Source organism: Pseudomonas sp. Marseille-P9899 (genome assembly GCF_903166565.1).
Taxonomy (GTDB): domain Bacteria; phylum Pseudomonadota; class Gammaproteobacteria; order Pseudomonadales; family Pseudomonadaceae; genus Aquipseudomonas; species Aquipseudomonas huaxiensis.
In genome coordinates this window covers 292856-309695 of sequence record NZ_CAESCG010000002.1, presented here as the reverse complement: position 1 = coordinate 309695, position 16840 = coordinate 292856, and the positions used below count along the sequence as shown (strand labels likewise).

General features: G+C 64.8%; 16 protein-coding genes. 14 read left to right on the top strand and 2 right to left on the bottom strand.

The window, feature by feature from the left end; all coding sequences use genetic code 11:
• The first annotated feature begins 35 nt into the window (after window positions 1-35).
• The 10 genes from HWV67_RS10640 to HWV67_RS10595 all read left to right on the top strand — a co-directional run bounded on the left by HWV67_RS10640 (window position 36) and on the right by HWV67_RS10595 (window position 10383).
• Window positions 36-680 carry a MotA/TolQ/ExbB proton channel family protein gene (locus tag HWV67_RS10640; RefSeq protein ID WP_175651201.1) on the top strand — a complete coding sequence of 215 codons (645 nt, stop codon included), beginning with the start codon at window positions 36-38 and terminating at the stop codon, window positions 678-680.
• 16 nt (window positions 681-696) lie between these two features.
• A complete protein-coding gene (locus tag HWV67_RS10635) occupies window positions 697-2397 on the top strand; it encodes a bifunctional metallophosphatase/5'-nucleotidase (RefSeq protein WP_175651200.1) in 1701 nt (566 codons plus the stop codon).
• Window positions 2387-2803 carry a cytidine deaminase gene (gene cdd, locus HWV67_RS10630; protein WP_175651199.1) on the top strand — a complete coding sequence of 139 codons (417 nt, stop codon included), beginning with the start codon at window positions 2387-2389 and terminating at the stop codon, window positions 2801-2803. The genes HWV67_RS10635 and cdd overlap by 11 nt, the downstream gene beginning before the upstream one ends.
• A 65-nt stretch (window positions 2804-2868) precedes the next feature.
• The gene (locus tag HWV67_RS10625; RefSeq protein ID WP_175651198.1) at window positions 2869-4128 is read left to right on the top strand and encodes a NupC/NupG family nucleoside CNT transporter; all 1260 of its coding nucleotides are present in this window, start codon (window positions 2869-2871) and stop codon (window positions 4126-4128) included.
• Between the two features lie 30 nt (window positions 4129-4158).
• Entirely contained in the window at window positions 4159-4935 is a 777-nt protein-coding gene (gene deoC, locus HWV67_RS10620; protein WP_175651197.1) for a deoxyribose-phosphate aldolase, read from the top strand.
• Window positions 4935-6257: a thymidine phosphorylase gene (gene deoA / locus HWV67_RS10615; protein ID WP_175651196.1), complete on the top strand. Its 1323-nt coding sequence runs from the start codon at window positions 4935-4937 to the stop codon at window positions 6255-6257. Before deoC ends, deoA begins: the two co-directional genes overlap by 1 nt.
• On the top strand, window positions 6254-7534 hold the full coding sequence (locus HWV67_RS10610; RefSeq protein ID WP_175651195.1) for a phosphopentomutase: 1281 nt from the start codon (window positions 6254-6256) through the stop codon (window positions 7532-7534). Before deoA ends, HWV67_RS10610 begins: the two co-directional genes overlap by 4 nt.
• On the top strand, window positions 7531-8502 hold the full coding sequence (locus HWV67_RS10605) for a S1/P1 nuclease (RefSeq protein WP_175651194.1): 972 nt from the start codon (window positions 7531-7533) through the stop codon (window positions 8500-8502). The genes HWV67_RS10610 and HWV67_RS10605 overlap by 4 nt, the downstream gene beginning before the upstream one ends.
• A 61-nt stretch (window positions 8503-8563) precedes the next feature.
• Entirely contained in the window at window positions 8564-9646 is a 1083-nt protein-coding gene (locus tag HWV67_RS10600) for an endonuclease/exonuclease/phosphatase family protein (RefSeq protein ID WP_175651193.1), read from the top strand.
• Between the two features lie 116 nt (window positions 9647-9762).
• Entirely contained in the window at window positions 9763-10383 is a 621-nt protein-coding gene (locus tag HWV67_RS10595; protein WP_095154168.1) for a TetR/AcrR family transcriptional regulator, read from the top strand.
• Window positions 10384-10536: 153 nt separating this feature from the next.
• On the opposite strand, the gene HWV67_RS10590 is transcribed toward HWV67_RS10595, so the two are convergent.
• On the bottom strand, window positions 10537-10839 hold the full coding sequence (locus tag HWV67_RS10590; RefSeq protein ID WP_175651192.1) for a hypothetical protein: 303 nt from the start codon (window positions 10837-10839) through the stop codon (window positions 10537-10539).
• Between the two features lie 44 nt (window positions 10840-10883).
• Window positions 10884-11597 (bottom strand): helix-turn-helix transcriptional regulator, encoded by a 714-nt coding sequence (locus tag HWV67_RS10585; RefSeq protein WP_175651191.1) that lies wholly within the window; start codon window positions 11595-11597, stop codon window positions 10884-10886.
• A 265-nt stretch (window positions 11598-11862) separates the two neighbouring features.
• On the opposite strand from HWV67_RS10585, the gene HWV67_RS10580 reads away from it, so the two are divergent.
• The 4 genes from HWV67_RS10580 to HWV67_RS10565 all read left to right on the top strand — a co-directional run bounded on the left by HWV67_RS10580 (window position 11863) and on the right by HWV67_RS10565 (window position 16839).
• Window positions 11863-12774, top strand: coding sequence for a LysR family transcriptional regulator (locus HWV67_RS10580; RefSeq protein ID WP_110968215.1), 912 nt, complete (start codon window positions 11863-11865; stop codon window positions 12772-12774).
• 117 nt (window positions 12775-12891) lie between these two features.
• Window positions 12892-14355 (top strand): gamma-aminobutyraldehyde dehydrogenase, encoded by a 1464-nt coding sequence (locus HWV67_RS10575; RefSeq protein ID WP_175651190.1) that lies wholly within the window; start codon window positions 12892-12894, stop codon window positions 14353-14355.
• A gap of 83 nt (window positions 14356-14438) precedes the next feature.
• Window positions 14439-15590 carry a putative ABC transporter substrate-binding protein YdcS gene (gene ydcS / locus HWV67_RS10570; protein WP_175651189.1) on the top strand — a complete coding sequence of 384 codons (1152 nt, stop codon included), beginning with the start codon at window positions 14439-14441 and terminating at the stop codon, window positions 15588-15590.
• 211 nt (window positions 15591-15801) lie between these two features.
• A complete protein-coding gene (locus tag HWV67_RS10565) occupies window positions 15802-16839 on the top strand; it encodes an ABC transporter ATP-binding protein (protein WP_175651188.1) in 1038 nt (345 codons plus the stop codon).
• Window position 16840 lies beyond the last annotated feature (1 nt).

Genomic DNA, 16840 nt, shown 5'->3' with positions numbered 1-16840 from the left:
CTGCCCCGTGCCTGAACCGCCAGAGGTAACCCGCCATGAACATGGACCTGCTTCACGACATCACCTTCTACATCATGTACGGCGCCGCCGCCCTCGCCGCCTTCGTGGTGGTGGAGCGCGGCATTTTCTTCGCCCACAACCTGCGCCGCGCCCGCGCCCTGGAAGCGGCCCTGCACCAGAAGGTGCGCCACTTCGACGACCTGCCCGCCGAGCTGCGCCAGCGCGACAGCCTGCCGTTGCAGTTGCTGCGCCAACTCTTCGAGGGCCGCGTCGGCCTGCATTCGCACAATGAGCTGGAAGACCTCGGCCAGGCGATCTACATCGCCATGCGCGGCAAGCTCAACCATGGCCTGTGGATCCTTGAAGCGGTGGTCGCCGGCGCACCGTTGCTGGGCCTGCTCGGCACCATCCTCGGCATCATCGACACCTTCAAGGCGCTGGCCGAAGCCGGTGTTTCCGACCCGGGCGAAGTCTCTCGCGGCATCGGTACCGCGCTGTACGCCACCGCTTTGGGGATCGCCATCGCCCTGGTTGGACTGGTGTTCAACAGCCACCTTCAAGACCGCCTCGAACTGATCAACGACAACCTGAAGATGCTCCTGTTGCGCGCCGGCATGGGCACCGCCTTCAGCACCCGGCCCGTTACCGCGCCGGCTGCCTCCAGCCTGCAACCTGCCTGACCGGCCGAGGATCGTCATGCCGCATCCACGTCTTGCCCTACGTCCCCTGCCGCTGCTGCTGGCGGCCATGCTGCTGGCCAGCGGCTGCCAACCGGCGAAGCCGCCGGTCAACGTCACTATCGCCGCCCTCAACGATTTCCACGGCAACCTGCAACCGAGCCCGTTCCAGAACGGCGAGGTCAAGCTCAAGGCCGGCGGCATCGGTCCGCTCAGCGGTGCGTTGGGCGAGTTGCGCAAGCAGGATCCGCAACTGCTGCTGGTGGGCGTAGGCGACATGGTCGGCGGCAGCCCGCCGATCTCCTCAATGTGGGCCGACGAGCCCAGCCTGAAAGCGCTGAACCTGCTGGGCCTGAAGTTCTCAGTGGTCGGCAACCATGAGCTGGACCACGGCAAGGCCGAGCTGCTGCGGCAGATCGACGGCGGCTGCCAGTCCGATCGCACCGCCCAGGCCTGCCAGTTCGACAAGGACTTCAAGGGCGCAGGCTTCCCCTACCTTTCCGCCAACCTGATGGACCGCCAGACCGGCAAGGCGCTGTTCCCGGCCTACCGCATCGAACAGGCCCACGGGGCGAAGATCGCCTTCGTCGGCGCCACCCTCAGAAACGTCGATGCCTACGTCAGCGCCAACAGCATGAAAGGCCTGTACACGATCGATGAAGCCGAGGCGATCAATGCCCTGCTGCCGGAACTGACCGCGCAAAAGGTCGACGCCGTGGTCGCCGTGATCCACCAGGGCGGCGCCACGCCGGAGCGCTTCGACCAGCAGGAATGCAGCCAGTTGAGCGGCGACGTGGTGGACGTGGCCAAGCGGCTCGACCCGGCGATCAAAGTGGTGCTCACCGCCCACACCCACGAAGGCTACCTGTGCCGTGTCGGCGACAAGCTGGTGACCCAGGGCGCCTCGTTCGGCCGCCTGCTCACCCACCTGACCCTGACCGTGGATACCGACAAGCACCAGTTGCTCGACGTCAAAGCCAACAACCTGGTGGTGGACGCCCAGCGCTACCACGCCAGCCCCGAAATCGCTCCGTTGCTGGCGGAAATCGAAACCCGCAGCCAGGCGCAACTGAGCAAACCGGTGGCCCGCCTGGGCGCTCGCGAAGTGCTGCGGACCACCAATGAGGCCGGCGAATCGGCCATGGGCGACCTGATCGCCGACTCGCACCTGGCCGCCACCCGCGCCCTCGGTGCCCAGGTAGCGTTGATGAACCAGGGCGGCATGCGCATGGACATCAACCTGGAGGACGGCCAGGAGCAGGTGAACTACGGCCAGGTCGCCACCGTGCAGCCGTTCAACAACAGCCTGATCCTGCTGACCCTGACTGGCGCGCAACTGCGGCAACTGCTGGAGCAGCAATGGCAGGACGGCAGCATGGGCTTCTACCCGCTGCAACCTTCGGCCTCGCTGACCTACCGCTGGGACGACAGCCAGCCGAAGGGCCAGCGCGTGCTCGCAGGCAGCCTGCTGGTCGACGGCCAGCCGGTGCAGCCGGAGCAGCCCTACCGCATCGTCATGAACAGCTTCCTCGCCGAGGGCGGCGACAACTTCAACGTGCTCAAACAGGCCAGTGACCGCCTCGACACCGGGATCAACGACCTCGACGCGATGATCAGCTACCTGCAAGAGCGTGATCGCGCGGGCCAGCCCGGCGGCCTCGCCGAAGCGCAGCAGCGCATCCAGAAAGCCGCAGCGCAGGTGGCCAGCAATGCGCAGTGAAGACTGGCAAGCGCTACAGGATCGCCTGCTGCAGGAAGCAATCGCCGCCGCTGACAGCGCCTGGTGCCCGCACTCGGAATTCCCCGTGGGCGCCGCGTTGCTCACCGCCGACGGCAAGGTGATCCGCGGCTGCAACGTGGAGAACGTTTCCTACGGGCTGACCAACTGCGCCGAGCGCAGCGCGCTGTTCAGCGCGATCAGCCAGGGCCTGGCACCCGGCAGTTTCAAGGCGCTGCTGGTGTACGCGCCCAAGGTGCCGGTGATCTCGCCCTGCGGCGCCTGTCGCCAGGTGATGGTGGAGCTGCTGGCGCAGGACTGCCCCGTGATCTGCGTCGGCCACGACAGCGCGGCAACCCGCCACTGGACCGCCGGGCAATTGCTGCCCGGCGCCTTCATCGAGTTTTGACCAGACCCGCCAGACCGACCGCAGACGTCGGCGGCGCTTACTTGAATCCTCCGGGGAAATGATCGATGGGCTTCATCGGTATCGTGGTGTTGTTGCTGTTGGCGGTGGCGCTGTCCAGTAACCGCAAGGCCATCCGTTTGCGCACCGTCGGTGCGGCGTTCGCTGTGCAGGCCGGGCTGGGCGCATTCGCCCTGTACGTACCCTGGGGCCAGAGCACCCTGGGCGGTATCTCCGAGTCGGTAAGTTCGCTGCAGGGCTACGCCGATCAGGGCATCAGCTTCATCTTCGGCGGCTTGAGCAGCAGCACGATGTTCGACGTGTTCGGCACTGGCGGCTTCGTCTTCGCCATCCGCGTGCTGCCGCTGATCGTGTTTTTCAGCAGCTTCATCGCCGTGCTGTATTACCTGGGCGTGATGGACCTGGTGATCCGGGTGATCGGCGGCGGCCTGCACCGCGTGTTGGGCACCAGCCGCACCGAGTCGATGGCCGCCACGGCGAACATCTTCGTCGGCCAGACCGAGGCGCCCATGGTGATCCGCCCCTTCATCCGGCGCCTGACCCGCTCCGAACTGTTCGCGGTCATGGCTGGCGGCATGGCCTCGGTGGCCGGCTCGATGCTGATCGGCTATGCAAGCCTCGGCGTCGAACTGAAATACCTGATTGCCGCAAGCTTCATGGCCGCTCCAGGTGGGTTGCTGATGGCCAAGCTGATGGAACCGGAAACCGAAACCCCGCAGCTGCGCCCGGACGACGTGCAGCAGAACTACGGCGACAAGCCGGCCAACGTTATCGACGCCGCCGCCCTTGGTGCCTCGTCCGGCCTGCAGCTCGCGCTTAATGTCGGCGCCATGCTGCTCGCCTTCATCGCCCTGATCGCCCTGTTCAACGGCATCCTCAGTTGGAGCGGCAGCTGGTTCGGCGTCCCGGAACTGAGCATGCAACTGATCCTCGGCTACCTGCTGGCGCCGCTGGCCTTCGTCCTGGGCGTGCCCTGGAGCGAAGCCGTCACGGCCGGCGGCCTGATCGGCGAAAAGCTGGTGCTCAACGAGTTCGTGGCCTACGTCGACTTCGCCGCCCACCTCGACCCGGCACAAGCTGCCGCCAAGGGCGTGGCGGTGCTGTCCACGCAGACCCAGGTGATCATCACCTTCGCCCTGTGCGGCTTCGCCAACCTCGCCTCCATCGGCATCCAACTGGGCAGCCTGGGAGTGATGGCCCCCGAGCGACGCCCGGACATCGCCCGCCTGGGCCTCAAGGCGGTGGTGGCCGGCACCCTGTCCAACCTGATGAGCGCGGCACTGGCCGGGCTCTTCCTGGCCATCTGAACCGAATCCAATGAATGCGTGTGAACTGACATGACCGAACTCGATGCAAAGCACTCGCGCACGCTGATTGCGCTGATGGACCTCACTTCCTTGAACGACGATGACAGCGACGCGCACATCGTCGAGTTGTGCCACAAAGCCACAACCCCGGCCGGCCACGTGGCCGCGGTCTGCGTGTACCCGCGCTTCGTTGCCCTGGCGCGCAATACCCTTGATGAACTCGGCGCGCAGACCGTGGCGGTGGCCACCGTGGTCAACTTCCCCGCCGGCAGCGCCCCCGTTGCCGAAGTGCTCGAACAGACCCGCCAGGCCCTCGCCGATGGCGCCGATGAAATCGATATGGTCTACCCCTGGCGCGCGCTGCTGGCCGGCGACGCCGACAGCGGCTTTGCCCTGGTCCGCGCCTGCAAGGCGCTATGCGCAGACCGCGCAGTGCTCAAGGTGATCCTGGAGACCGGCGAGCTGGCGTCGCCTGCGCTGATTCGCCAGGCCAGCCTGGATGCCATCGATGCCGGCGCCGACTTCATCAAGACCAGCACCGGCAAAGTGAAGGTCAATGCCACCGTCGAGGCGGCGCGGATCATGCTCGAATGCATCGCCGCCAGCGGCACCCACGTTGGCCTGAAACCGGCAGGCGGCATCAGGACGCTGGCCGATGCGCGGGGCTATCTGCAACTGGCCGAACAGATCAACGGCCCGCACTGGATCTCGCCACGGCATCTGCGCCTGGGCGCTTCCAGCCTGCTCGACGACCTGCTGCGCCACCTCGGCACGGACACGGCCAGCCCGACGCGAGGAGCGTACTGATGGCCTGGCTCCCACAGGAAGTGATCCGCCGCAAACGCGACGGCAAGGTGCTCGACGATGCGGATATCCGCCGCTTCGTCAGCGGCATCACCGATTTCAGCATCAGCGAAGGCCAGGCCGCCGCCTTCGCCATGGCGGTGTTGCTCAAGGGCCTCAACGTCGAGGAACGCATTGCCCTGGCCTCGGCGATGCGCGACTCCGGCCGGGTGCTGAGCTGGAACCTGCCTGGTCCGGTTGTGGACAAGCACTCCACCGGCGGCATCGGCGACCTGGTCAGCCTGCCGCTCGCGCCACTGCTGGCGGCCTGCGGCTGCTACGTGCCGATGATCTCCGGGCGCGGCCTCGGCCACACCGGCGGCACCCTCGACAAACTCGACAGCATCCCCGGCTACGACAGCCAGCCGGATATGGCCAGGCTGCGCGACGTGGTGGCCGGGGTCGGCTGCGCCATCATCGGCCAGACCAACGACCTCGCCCCGGCAGACAAGCGCCTGTACGCCATCCGCGATGTCACCGGCACGGTGGAGTCGATCGACCTGATCATCGCCTCGATCCTGAGCAAGAAACTGGCGGCCGGCCTCGATGTACTGCTGATCGACGTGAAGATGGGCAACGGTGCATTCATGGCCCTGCCCGGCGATGCCACGGCACTGGCCGAAAGCATCGTCGCGGTGGCCAATGGCGCCGGGGTCCGTACCCGTGCGCTGATCACCGACATGAGCCAGCCCCTGGCTCGCTCGGCGGGCAATGCCCTGGAAGTCGAGGAAGCCATTGCCCTGCTGCGCGGTGAAGTCCGTAGCGAGCGCCTGTGGGAGGTAACCCTGGCCCTGGCGGAACAGACCCTGCTCTGCGCCGGACTCGCCAGCAGCCTCGAACTGGCCCGCGAGCAACTGCTTGCCGCCTGGCACAGCGGCGCGGCACTGCAGCGTTTCCAGCGCATGGTCGAGGCCCTTGGCGGCCCCGCCGATCTGACCGAGCGCCCCGAAGCGCACCTGCCGGCGGCACCGGTAGTGATCCCGGTGCCGGCACCGCAAGCGGGCATCGTGCAAAGCATCGACACCCGCGCTATCGGTCTGGCGGTGGTCAACCTCGGCGGCGGGCGGCGTAACCCGCAAGACCCGATCGACCCCGCCGTGGGGCTCACCCGCCTGTGTTTCCCCGGCGAAGCGGTCGGCCCCAACCAGCCTCTGGCGCTGGTGCACGCCCGCGATCTGGCCCAGGCCGAGCAAGCCGTCGCAGCAGTGCAGGCGGCCTACCGCATTGCTGGCGTGCCCTTCGAGGCGCCCGCGCTGATTTCCCGCCTGTGCCTGGAGCCGCAATGAAACGCGCGCTGCTGCTCGTCCTCGATTCCTTGGGCATCGGCGCTAGCGCCGACGCCGAACGCTTCGGCGATGCCGGCGCCAACACCCTGCTGCATATCGCCGAGGCCTGTGCCCGCGGCGAGGCCGATGAGCGCGGACGCCAGGGGCCGCTGCACCTGCCGAATCTGGCGCGACTCGGCCTGGGTCATGCCACGGCCCTCAGTGGCGGCATCTTCCCGCCGGGCCTGCGCGCCGACGGTCCAGTCGAGGGCGCCTGGGGTTACGCCAGGGAATTGTCCAGCGGCAAGGACACACCGTCCGGCCACTGGGAAATCGCCGGCGTGCCAGTGCTGTTCGACTGGGGCTATTTTCCGGCGCCGGAACACAGCTTTCCGCCAGAACTGCTCAACGCGCTGATTACCCGCGGCGGGCTGCCCGGCATCCTCGGCAACTGCCACGCTTCGGGTACCGCGATCATCGAACGGCTGGGCGACGTGCACGTTCGCAGCGGCCAGCCGATTCTCTACACCTCGGCCGACAGCGTGCTGCAGATCGCCGCCCACGAAACCCACTTCGGCCTGGAGCGGCTCTACGCCCTGTGCGAACTGGCCCGCGAACTGTGCAACCCCTACGGCATCGGCCGGGTCATCGCCCGGCCGTTCCTCGGCGACAGCACCGCGCATTACCGGCGCACCGGCAACCGCCGCGACTACGCGGTGCCACCGCCGGCGCCGACCCTGCTTGAGCGCCTGTGCGCCAGTGGCGGCCAGGTGTTCGCCGTTGGCAAGATCGGCGACATCTTCGCCCACCAGGGCATCAGCCGGCAGTACAAGGGCGACGGCAACGCCGCGCTGTTCGATGCCACGTTGCAGGCCCTGGCCGATGCGCCGGACAACACCCTGGTGTTCAGCAACTTCGTCGACTTCGACATGCTCTACGGCCACCGCCGCGATACGGCCGGCTACGCCGCGGCCCTCGAAGCCTTCGACCAGCGCCTGCCTGAACTGCTGGCGCAGATGGGCCCGCAGGACCTGCTGATCCTTGCCGCCGACCACGGCTGCGACCCCAGCGCGCCGGGCAGCGACCACACCCGCGAACACATTCCGGTACTCGCCTGGGGCAACGGCGTCAGCGCCGGCAGCATTGGCGAGCGGGACACCTTCGCCGATATCGGCCAGACCCTGGCCGCCTTTTTCGGCATGCCGCCTTGCACCCATGGCCGCTCGTTCCTCTCTACGCCTTTCACCTCACCCTCATCCCGCGGCCAGTGCGCCGCGCCACGGAGTACCTGCAAATGAATGCACGCCAATCCCTGCGTAACGGCCTGATGCTGGTTGCTGGCCTGTGGGCCGGTCAGGTCCTGGCCTGGGGCCAACAGGGCACTGCCCTGGTCGGCGAACTGACCCAGCGTCAGCTCACCCCCGAGGCGAAGGCCGAGGCCGGGCGCCTGTTGGGCCTGATCAAGCAGAGCGATTTCGCAGTGGTGGCCAACTGGGCCGGCAACCTGGACCAGAACCCGCAGACCAAAGAGCTGTGGCAGCAAACCAAAAACCAGCGGCTGGTGATCTACAAGGCCGACGATTGCACCTTCCAGCTCCCGCGCGATTGCCCGGACGGCGTCTGCAGCGTCGCCGCCATCGAACGGAACCGCGCCGCCCTGGCCGATCCCAAGGCGCCCAACCAGACACGCCTGATGGCCCTGCTGTTCCTGATCCACCACACCAGCGATGCCAGCTCGCCGCTGAACAACAGCTTCAAGGACGACAAGGGCGGCTACGACTTCCCGGTCAAGGCCGGCGGCAAGACCTACAACCTGCGCCAGGTGTGGGATGACTTCCTGCTCGGCTCGGCCAAGCTGGACGTGAAGGCCTACGCCGACAAGCTGCAGAAAGGCCTTCCCGCTGCCGACTCGGACAACCCCGCGCAGTGGTCGCAACAGGCCTGCCAGATCGTTCGCGACGGCGGCATCTACCCGCAAAAGGCCGAGAAGAAGCGCAAGTTGCCCACCCATCGCACCCAAGGCGATGACGACAGCGGCGATATCGACTACGCCGCCAAGAACATCGAATACAACCGCTCCGGCAAGGACTACAGCCGTGGCGACAAGCTGATGAACGAAAAACCGCGTGACGGCGCGGGCGACGGCATCGACGGCACGTACATGAGCACCTTCGTGCCGGTTGCCGAGAAACAGGTACAACTGGCCTCCGCCCGCCTTGCCCGACTGCTCAACGCCGCGTTGGTCGCCGGTCGTCCCGCTTCCTGAATCCCCTTTTGGCCGGGGTGGTCTTGCCGGCCATTTTTTTCTTCGCTGAACGTGAGTAGCCATGAACTCTCAAAGCCTGCGTCTCTTGCCGTTACTGCTTGCCCTCGGCCTCGCTGGTTGCACCGCTACGCCTTCCTCCGGCACGGGTGAACAGCGTGTGTCACTGATGACCTGGAACGTCGAAAACCTGTTCGACACCGTGCACGACGAGGGCAAGGAAGACTTCGCCTACCTGCCGCGCAGCGTGAAACAGGCACATCCCGAATACCTGGCGACCTGCGCCAGAATCACCGTTGCGGCCTGGCGCGACGAGTGCGAGAACAACGACTGGACCGATGCCCGGCTGGACGAAAAACTCACCCGACTGGCAGAGGTCATTGGCCAGATCGGCAACGGGCGCGGCCCCGATATCCTGCTGCTGGAGGAAGTGGAAAACCTGAACGTGGTGGACATGCTCAACGCCCGCCTCGGCAAGTCCGACTACCAGACCCGCGTGTTGCTGGAAGGCTGGGACGAGCGCGGGATCGACACCGCCGTGCTGAGCCGCCTGCCGCAGTGGGATCGACCGGTCCTGCACAAGGTCCCCTACCGCAACGAGAACGGCGACAGCTCCGACAAAACCGGCAAGACCCGCGGCATTCTTGAAGTACGCCTGCTCCTGCCGGACGGCCAGAAAGCCTCGGTGTTCGCCGTGCACCTGCCCTCCGGCGGCGGCCCTGGCTATCTTCGGCGCCAGGCGGTGGACTACCTGGCCGAACTCAAGCGCCAGTTGCCTGCTGATGTACTGCCGATCGTCGGTGGCGACTTCAACATCAACGCCGGCGAAGAGCGCGAGCACCGCTACATCGCCGACCGCCTCGCCAGCACCTGGAGCGTGTCGCACCTGATCGGCTGCAACGACTGCAAGGGCAGCTATTACTACCACCGCAACCGCGAGTGGTCGTTCTTCGACATGCTGCTGTTCCCGCAACAAATGACCACCACCGGTTTCAACGGCTGGAAGGTCGATCCGGCCAGCATTCGCCTGCCTCATCAGAGCCGCTATCAAGTGAACAAATGGGGCTCGCCGGCGCGCTTCGAGGGCGGCAAATACCCCGAGGGCGTCTCAGATCACTGGCCGATGTACGCGGAGATCCATCGCTGACAGAATTGTCCGACAAGACTGTGGCTCCAGCGACCCTGGCAAGCGTCCCACGTCAACGAAATCACCCGGTGTTTGTAGTAGCGTTGCCGCCACAAGTGGCAACGCCAAGGAACGGAATGACAAACCACAAGATCAACATCCGGCGCAAAAACGTCGAGAAAATCCTCTTGGCTGCCGAACAGGTCTTCGCCGAACAGGGCCACGCGGGCACCTCCATGTCCGACATCGCCAAGCGCGCCGACCTGCCCCGCTCCAACCTGCATTACTACTTCACCACCAAGGACGACTTGTACCGCGAAGTGCTGGTCAACCTGCTCAAGGTCTGGGAGCGCGAAGGCGCCTGCTTCGTGCACTTCGACGACCCGCGCGTGGTGCTGACCAGCTACGTGCGCGAAAAGATGACCCACTCGCGTATCCGCCCCCATGGCTCGAAACTCTGGGCCAACGAGATCATGCACGGCGCCCCGCTGTTCCGTGACATCCTCGACGAACACCTGTTCGCCGGCGCCAAGTTCAAGGAAAACAAGATTCGCCAGTGGGTAGAGGAAAAACGCATCCGCGACGTTGAACCGTTCGCGTTGCTCTACATGATCTGGGCCTCGACCCAGCACTACGCCGACTTCGACTACCAGGTCAGGGCGCTCAATGATCACCAGCCGCTGAGCGACGAACAGTTCGAGCGGGCCGTGCAGACCGTGACGGCGGTGGTGTTGCGGGGGATCGGGCTGGAGCCCTGAGACCGCGCTCGGCCTGTCCGGCGTTGTCGCGGCGGTTCGGCGTCCCGGGAAGTCAATTTCCCTTGTTCGGCAACCTGCTGACGCGGCTGCCGATGGAGACGCCCGTTCAGTCATCCAAGGTGTGAGAACGGGCGTTGTTGTTTGAAGGTGAACTCACTCCGGGACGAAGTGGCTCATGAACGTCAGGTTTTCAATGGCGGACATGTACCCGGAGAATCTCGGGTCACCCTCGTTGAACGCTTTTGCCACTTTCTCTGCACTCTCGAAACTGTCCCATGTGGCCAGGTCGACGAAGACACGGTCGTCGCTCATCGGGCAATAAGCGCGGTATTCGATCAAACCCGGAAAGCTCTTTAACGTTTCGCGCAGTCCGGCGCGCAGCGCAGGCATTTGTTCTACGCATTGCTGTTTGACCGTGAAAATGGCCAGTTCAAGTACATGACAGGGTTGCTGCATAAGGAGGACCTTCTGTGTGTAGAGAAGTCCCTATTGTCCGAGGCTCATACTGACAACGTATTGTCAGTCGCGGTGATCGCTTGCCATTGGCTTGCCTGATGCTTCATGTACGCATGCAGATCGAGGGCGGGATTGTCGGGTAACGCTTCATGGGCAATAACCATCGAGGCTATGCGGTCGACCCGGAAATCACGGTACGCCGCCCGCGCATCGCACCAGCACCCGACCGTCCACTTTCCTCCCCAATAGAAAAGACCGAGGGGAAAGATGAGGCGTTGCGAGGTCGCACCGTCCAGGCGGGTATAGGTGATCCGTAGCGCCTGACCCTTTTCGATCGCCCTTCGCAGCATTGTCAGATGGCTACGTGTCGAATCGGGTGTTGACCCAAGTGCCCTGATCGTTGCCAGAGCAGGGTCGACCTTGTGATGGGCGATGGAGGCTGAAATCTTGCTCAGCAATGTCTTTGCTGCACTACTCAGATCGTTATCCGCAGCAGCCGAAAGCATCTCCACTCCGAGCATCAACGCATCCAGCTCAAGCCTGTTCAGCGTTAACGGCGGCAGCTCAAAATCAGCATCCAGCGCATAGCCCACGCCTGCCGTGCCATAAATCGGAATTCCGCTGAAGGAAAGGTCATCGATGTATCGATAGATTGAGCGCACAGAAACGCCGATTCGGCTGGCCAGACGTTCAGCAGAGATTGGCTGGTGGACACGAATCAAATTGACCAACTGAAACAAGCGATCGGCTTTACGCACGTGGAATGCTCAACGTCCAAGCGTTATGTCCCGCCAATGAAAACGGCATCCGTACCCTCTTTTCTGATCAACCCATGCAATGGCCGGAGTTTGCCTCACTGGAAAGGAGCGCTCAACGGATCTACCTCACGCACTCACGGGATTACCGGCATACGCATCTGGCCGGCAATAACAAAGGTGTCGCTTGGTCAGCGCCCACCCAAGCCATCTAAAAAAAAGATATACACTCCGAGGCACCAACAAAACTCATAAAAGCCTCCCCGTCATGATGACCCTGCGCCAGATCCGTCATTTCATCGCCGTCGCCGAAACCGGGTCGATTTCCGCCGCCGCCCAGGCGGTGTTCATTTCCCAGTCCACGCTGACCCTGGCCATCCAGCAACTGGAGGAGGAAATCGGCGTCAGCCTGTTCAGCCGTCACGCCAAGGGCATGACCCTGACCCATCAGGGCCATCAGTTTTTGCGTCAGGCCCACCTGATCCTCGCCACGGTGGATAACGCCAAGCGCAGCCTGCAACAGAGCACCGACCAGGTGGCCGGGCAATTGACCATCGGCGTGACCAGCCTGGTTGCCGGTTACTACCTCGCGGACCTGCTGACCCGCTTCCAGCGCGCTTACCCCAATGTCGAAATCCGCGTGACAGAGGACGAGCGACCCTATATCGAGCATCTGTTGGTGGCCGGGGAAATCGATGTCGGCGTGCTGATTCTGTCCAACCTCGAAGACCGCCTGGCCTTGCAGACCGAAGTCCTCACCCACTCGCCGCACCGCCTCTGGCTGCCGGCCCAGCACCCTTTGCTGGAACGCGACAGCATCAGCCTCGCCGATGTGGCCAACGAGCCGCTGATTCAGCTCAATGTCGATGAAATGGAGCAGAACGCCCGGCGCATGTGGGCCGGCGCTGGCTTGCAGGCGCGGATCAGCCTGCGCACGGCGTCCACCGAGGCGGTGCGCAGCCTGGTGGCGGCAGGCCTTGGCGTGTCGATCCAGCCGGACATGACCTACCGCCCCTGGTCGCTGGAAGGCGACATCATCGAGGCGCGGCCGCTGGCCGACCTCAACCAGACCCTCGATATCGGCCTGGCCTGGCGCCGCGGCACGGCACGGCCGGCGCTGGTGGACCCGTTCCTCACCGTGGCCCGCGAACCGGGCAGCGCGCGCAAGCCATCTATTTAATCGAACGCCCCCTTCAATATTTAGAATTTGTCGACCTGCGCACTCCGCTCTAGGCTCTGTAAGAAATATCGCCCACCCCTGGCGGGCGAAAAATTAAAACAACAGAGAACTCGAAGAATGTCCGGTGCGCACTCGACCCCGCTGTCCACAGCCTTGTTGATCGATGGCGAACTGGTTGCCGGCGCAGGTCTGGCCGAGCCAATCTTCAACCCGGCCAACGGCGAAGTGCTGACGCAGATCGCCGAGGCCAGCACCGAGCAGGTCGAGGCGGCGATCCAGGCCGCCCACCGCGCCTTCGCCACCTGGTCGCGGACCACCCCGCAACAGCGCTCGAACATTCTCCTGGCCATCGCCGATGCCATGCAGCGGCAGGCCGATCACCTGGCCCGCCTCGAAGCCCTCAACTGCGGCAAGCCATTGCACCTGGCGCGCCAGGACGACCTGCCGGCCGCCATCGACGTGTTCCGCTTTTTCGCCGGCGCCGTGCGCTGCCAGACCGGGCAACTGGCCGGCGAGTACCTGCCCGGCTACACCAGCATGGTCCGCCGCGATCCGCTGGGCGTGGTGGCGTCCATCGCGCCGTGGAACTACCCGATCATGATGGCCGCGTGGAAAATCGCCCCAGCCCTCGCCGCCGGCAACACGCTGGTGTTCAAGCCGTCCGAACACACTCCGCTGTCGATCCTGGCGCTGGCGCCGACCCTCGCCGAGCTGCTGCCGCCGGGCGTGCTGAATATCGTCTGCGGCGGCGGCGAAAGTGTTGGCAGCCATCTGGTCAGCCACGCCAAAGTGCGCATGGTGTCGCTCACCGGCGATATCGTCACCGGGCAGAAAATCCTCCAGGCCGCCGCCAAGACCCTCAAGCGCACTCACCTGGAATTGGGCGGTAAGGCTCCGGTGATCGTCTGCAACGACGCCGACCTCAAGGCCGTGGTCGAGGGCGTGCGCAGCTACGGCTATTACAACGCCGGCCAGGATTGCACCGCCGCCTGCCGCATCTACGCCCAGGCCGGCATCCACGACCAACTGGTGGCCGAGCTCGGCGCCGCAGTCAGCAGCCTGCGTTTCGCCGGCAAGCGTGACGCCGACAACGAGATCGGCCCGCTGATCAGCATCCGCCAGCGCGACCGCGTGGCCAGCTTTGTCGAGCGTGCCCTGAGTCAACCGCATATCGAACGGGTCACCGGCGCCGCCGTGCATTCGGGCCCTGGCTACTATTACCAGCCGACCCTGTTGGCCGGCTGCAAGCAGAGCGACGAGATCGTCCAGCGCGAAGTGTTCGGCCCGGTGGTCACCGTGACCCGCTTCGACGAGCTGTCGCAGGCGGTGGACTGGGCCAACGACTCCGAATACGGCCTGGCCTCCTCGGTCTGGACCCGCGACCTGGACAAGGCGATGCAGGTCGCCGCGCGCCTGCAGTACGGCTGCACCTGGATCAACAGCCATTTCATGCTGGTCAGCGAAATGCCCCACGGCGGCCTGAAACGCTCCGGCTATGGCAAGGACCTGTCCAGTGATTCGCTGCAGGACTACAGCGTGGTCAGACACATCATGGCCCGCCACGGCGAACACCTGAGCTAAATAACGATACGCACTACGCTAACAAGACCGTTGTACCGCTTTCACTTACTGCCCCGACCATAATTTGAAAAAGAGGGAACACCATGTTCGTGCACAAGACCGCATTGCTCAGCGCCCTGAGCACCGCCCTGCTGGCCAGCGCCAGCCTGCAGGCCGCCGAACCGCTGAAAGCTGTAGGTGCCGGCGAAGGCCAACTGGATATCGTCGCCTGGCCCGGCTATATCGAGCGCGGTGAAAGCGACAAGAACTACGACTGGGTGACTGGTTTCGAGAAGGAAACCGGCTGCAAGGTCAGCGTGAAAACCGCCGCGACCTCCGACGAAATGGTCAGCCTGATGGCCAAGGGCGGCTACGACCTGGTCACCGCATCGGGCGACGCCTCGCTGCGACTGATCGTCGGCAAGCGTGTGCAGCCGATCAATACCGCACTGATCCCGAACTGGAAGAACATCGACCCGCGCCTGCAAGACGGCCCGTGGTACGTGGTCAACAAGCAGGTGTACGGCACGCCTTACCAGTGGGGCCCGAACGTGCTGATGTACAACACCAAGGTGTTCCCGCAGGCGCCGACCAGCTGGAGCGTGGTGTTCGAACCGCAGAACCTGCCGGACGGCAAGCCGAACAAAGGCCGCGTGCAGGCCTATGACGGCCCGATCTACATCGCTGACGCTGCGCTGTACCTGAAGTCGACCAAACCGGAACTGGGCATCCAGAACCCGTATGAACTGACTGAAACCCAGTACAAGGCCGTGCTCGATCTGCTGCGCCAGCAACAGCCGCTGATCCACCGCTACTGGCATGACGCGACCGTGCAGATGAGCGACGTGAAAAACGAAGGCGTGGCCGCGTCCAGCTCGTGGGGCTACATGGTCAACGGCCTGAAAGCCGACAACCAGCCTGTGGCCTCGACCATCCCGAAAGAAGGCGCCACCGGCTGGGCCGACACTACCATGCTGCACGCCGAGGCCAAGCACCCGAACTGCGCGTACAAGTGGATGGACTGGTCGCTGCAACCGAAGGTCCAGGGTGACGTTGCCGCCTGGTTCGGTTCGTCGCCAGCGGTGCCAGCGGCGTGCACTGGCAGCGAACTGCTGGGCGCCGAAGGCTGCAAGACCAACGGCTTCGACCAGTTCGACAAGATCGCCTTCTGGAAAACCCCGCAGGCCGAAGGCGGCAAGTTCGTGCCGTATAGCCGCTGGACCCAGGATTACATTGCGATCATGGGCGGGCGGTAAGGGCTGAAGCCTGGGGCCGCTTTGCGGCCCTTCGCGAGCGAGCTCGCTCCCACAGGGATAGCGGCAAGCCTCGACTTCCAAGGTTACTGAAACCTTGCTCGCGAAGGGCCGCAGAGCGGCCCCAGTCCTCCCACTTTTAAACGCAACATCGTCGTCAGTCGTCCAGGCCTGGGCCGCTGCACACCCCCATGCCTATCCGGAGCACCGCACCATGACCCTTGCAGTCCAGTTCACCCAGGTTTCCCGTTTGTTCGGCGAGGTGAAAGCCGTCGACCGGGTGTCCATCGATATCCAGGACGGCGAGTTCTTTTCCATGCTCGGCCCCTCGGGCTCGGGCAAGACCACCTGCCTGCGCCTGATCGCCGGATTCGAACAACCGAGCCACGGCTCGATCCGCATTCACGGCGCCGAAGCCGCCGGCCTGCCGCCCTACCAGCGCGACGTTAACACGGTGTTCCAGGACTACGCGCTGTTCCCGCACATGAGCGTGCTGGACAACGTCGCCTACGGCCTCAAGGTCAAGGGCATCGGCAAACAGGAACGGCACGCCCGCGCCGAAGAAGCGCTGGGAATGGTCGCCCTCGGCGGCTACGGCGCACGCAAGCCGGTGCAATTGTCCGGCGGCCAACGCCAGCGCGTGGCCCTGGCCCGCGCCCTGGTCAACCGCCCGCGCGTGCTGCTGCTCGATGAGCCGCTGGGCGCCCTCGACCTCAAGCTGCGCGAGCAGATGCAATCCGAGCTGAAAAAGCTCCAGCGCCAGCTCGGCATCACCTTCATCTTCGTCACCCATGACCAAACCGAAGCGCTGTCGATGTCCGACCGCGTCGCCGTATTCAACCGCGGCCGCATCGAGCAGGTGGACACCCCGCGCAACCTCTACATGAAGCCCGCGACCACCTTCGTCGCCGAATTCGTCGGCACCTCCAACGTGGTCCGTGGCGAGCTGGCCAGCCAGTTGAGCGGCGTCGCCCAGCCGTTCTCGATCCGCCCAGAGCACATCCGCCTCGGCGATGCCGCCGCCAGTGATCAGGTGCAGATCAGCGGCGTGCTGCACGACATCCAGTACCAGGGCAGCGCCACCCGCTACGAGTTGAAGCTGGATAACGGCCAGTTGCTCAACGTCAGCCAGGCCAACAACCAGTGGCAGGCCGAGGCCGCGCAGTTGCAGCCGGGCCAGCGCCTGGCCGCGCACTGGGCGCGGGAAGCCATGACGCCACTGGCCGAAACCGTGCTGAGCGAGGGTCGCTGAA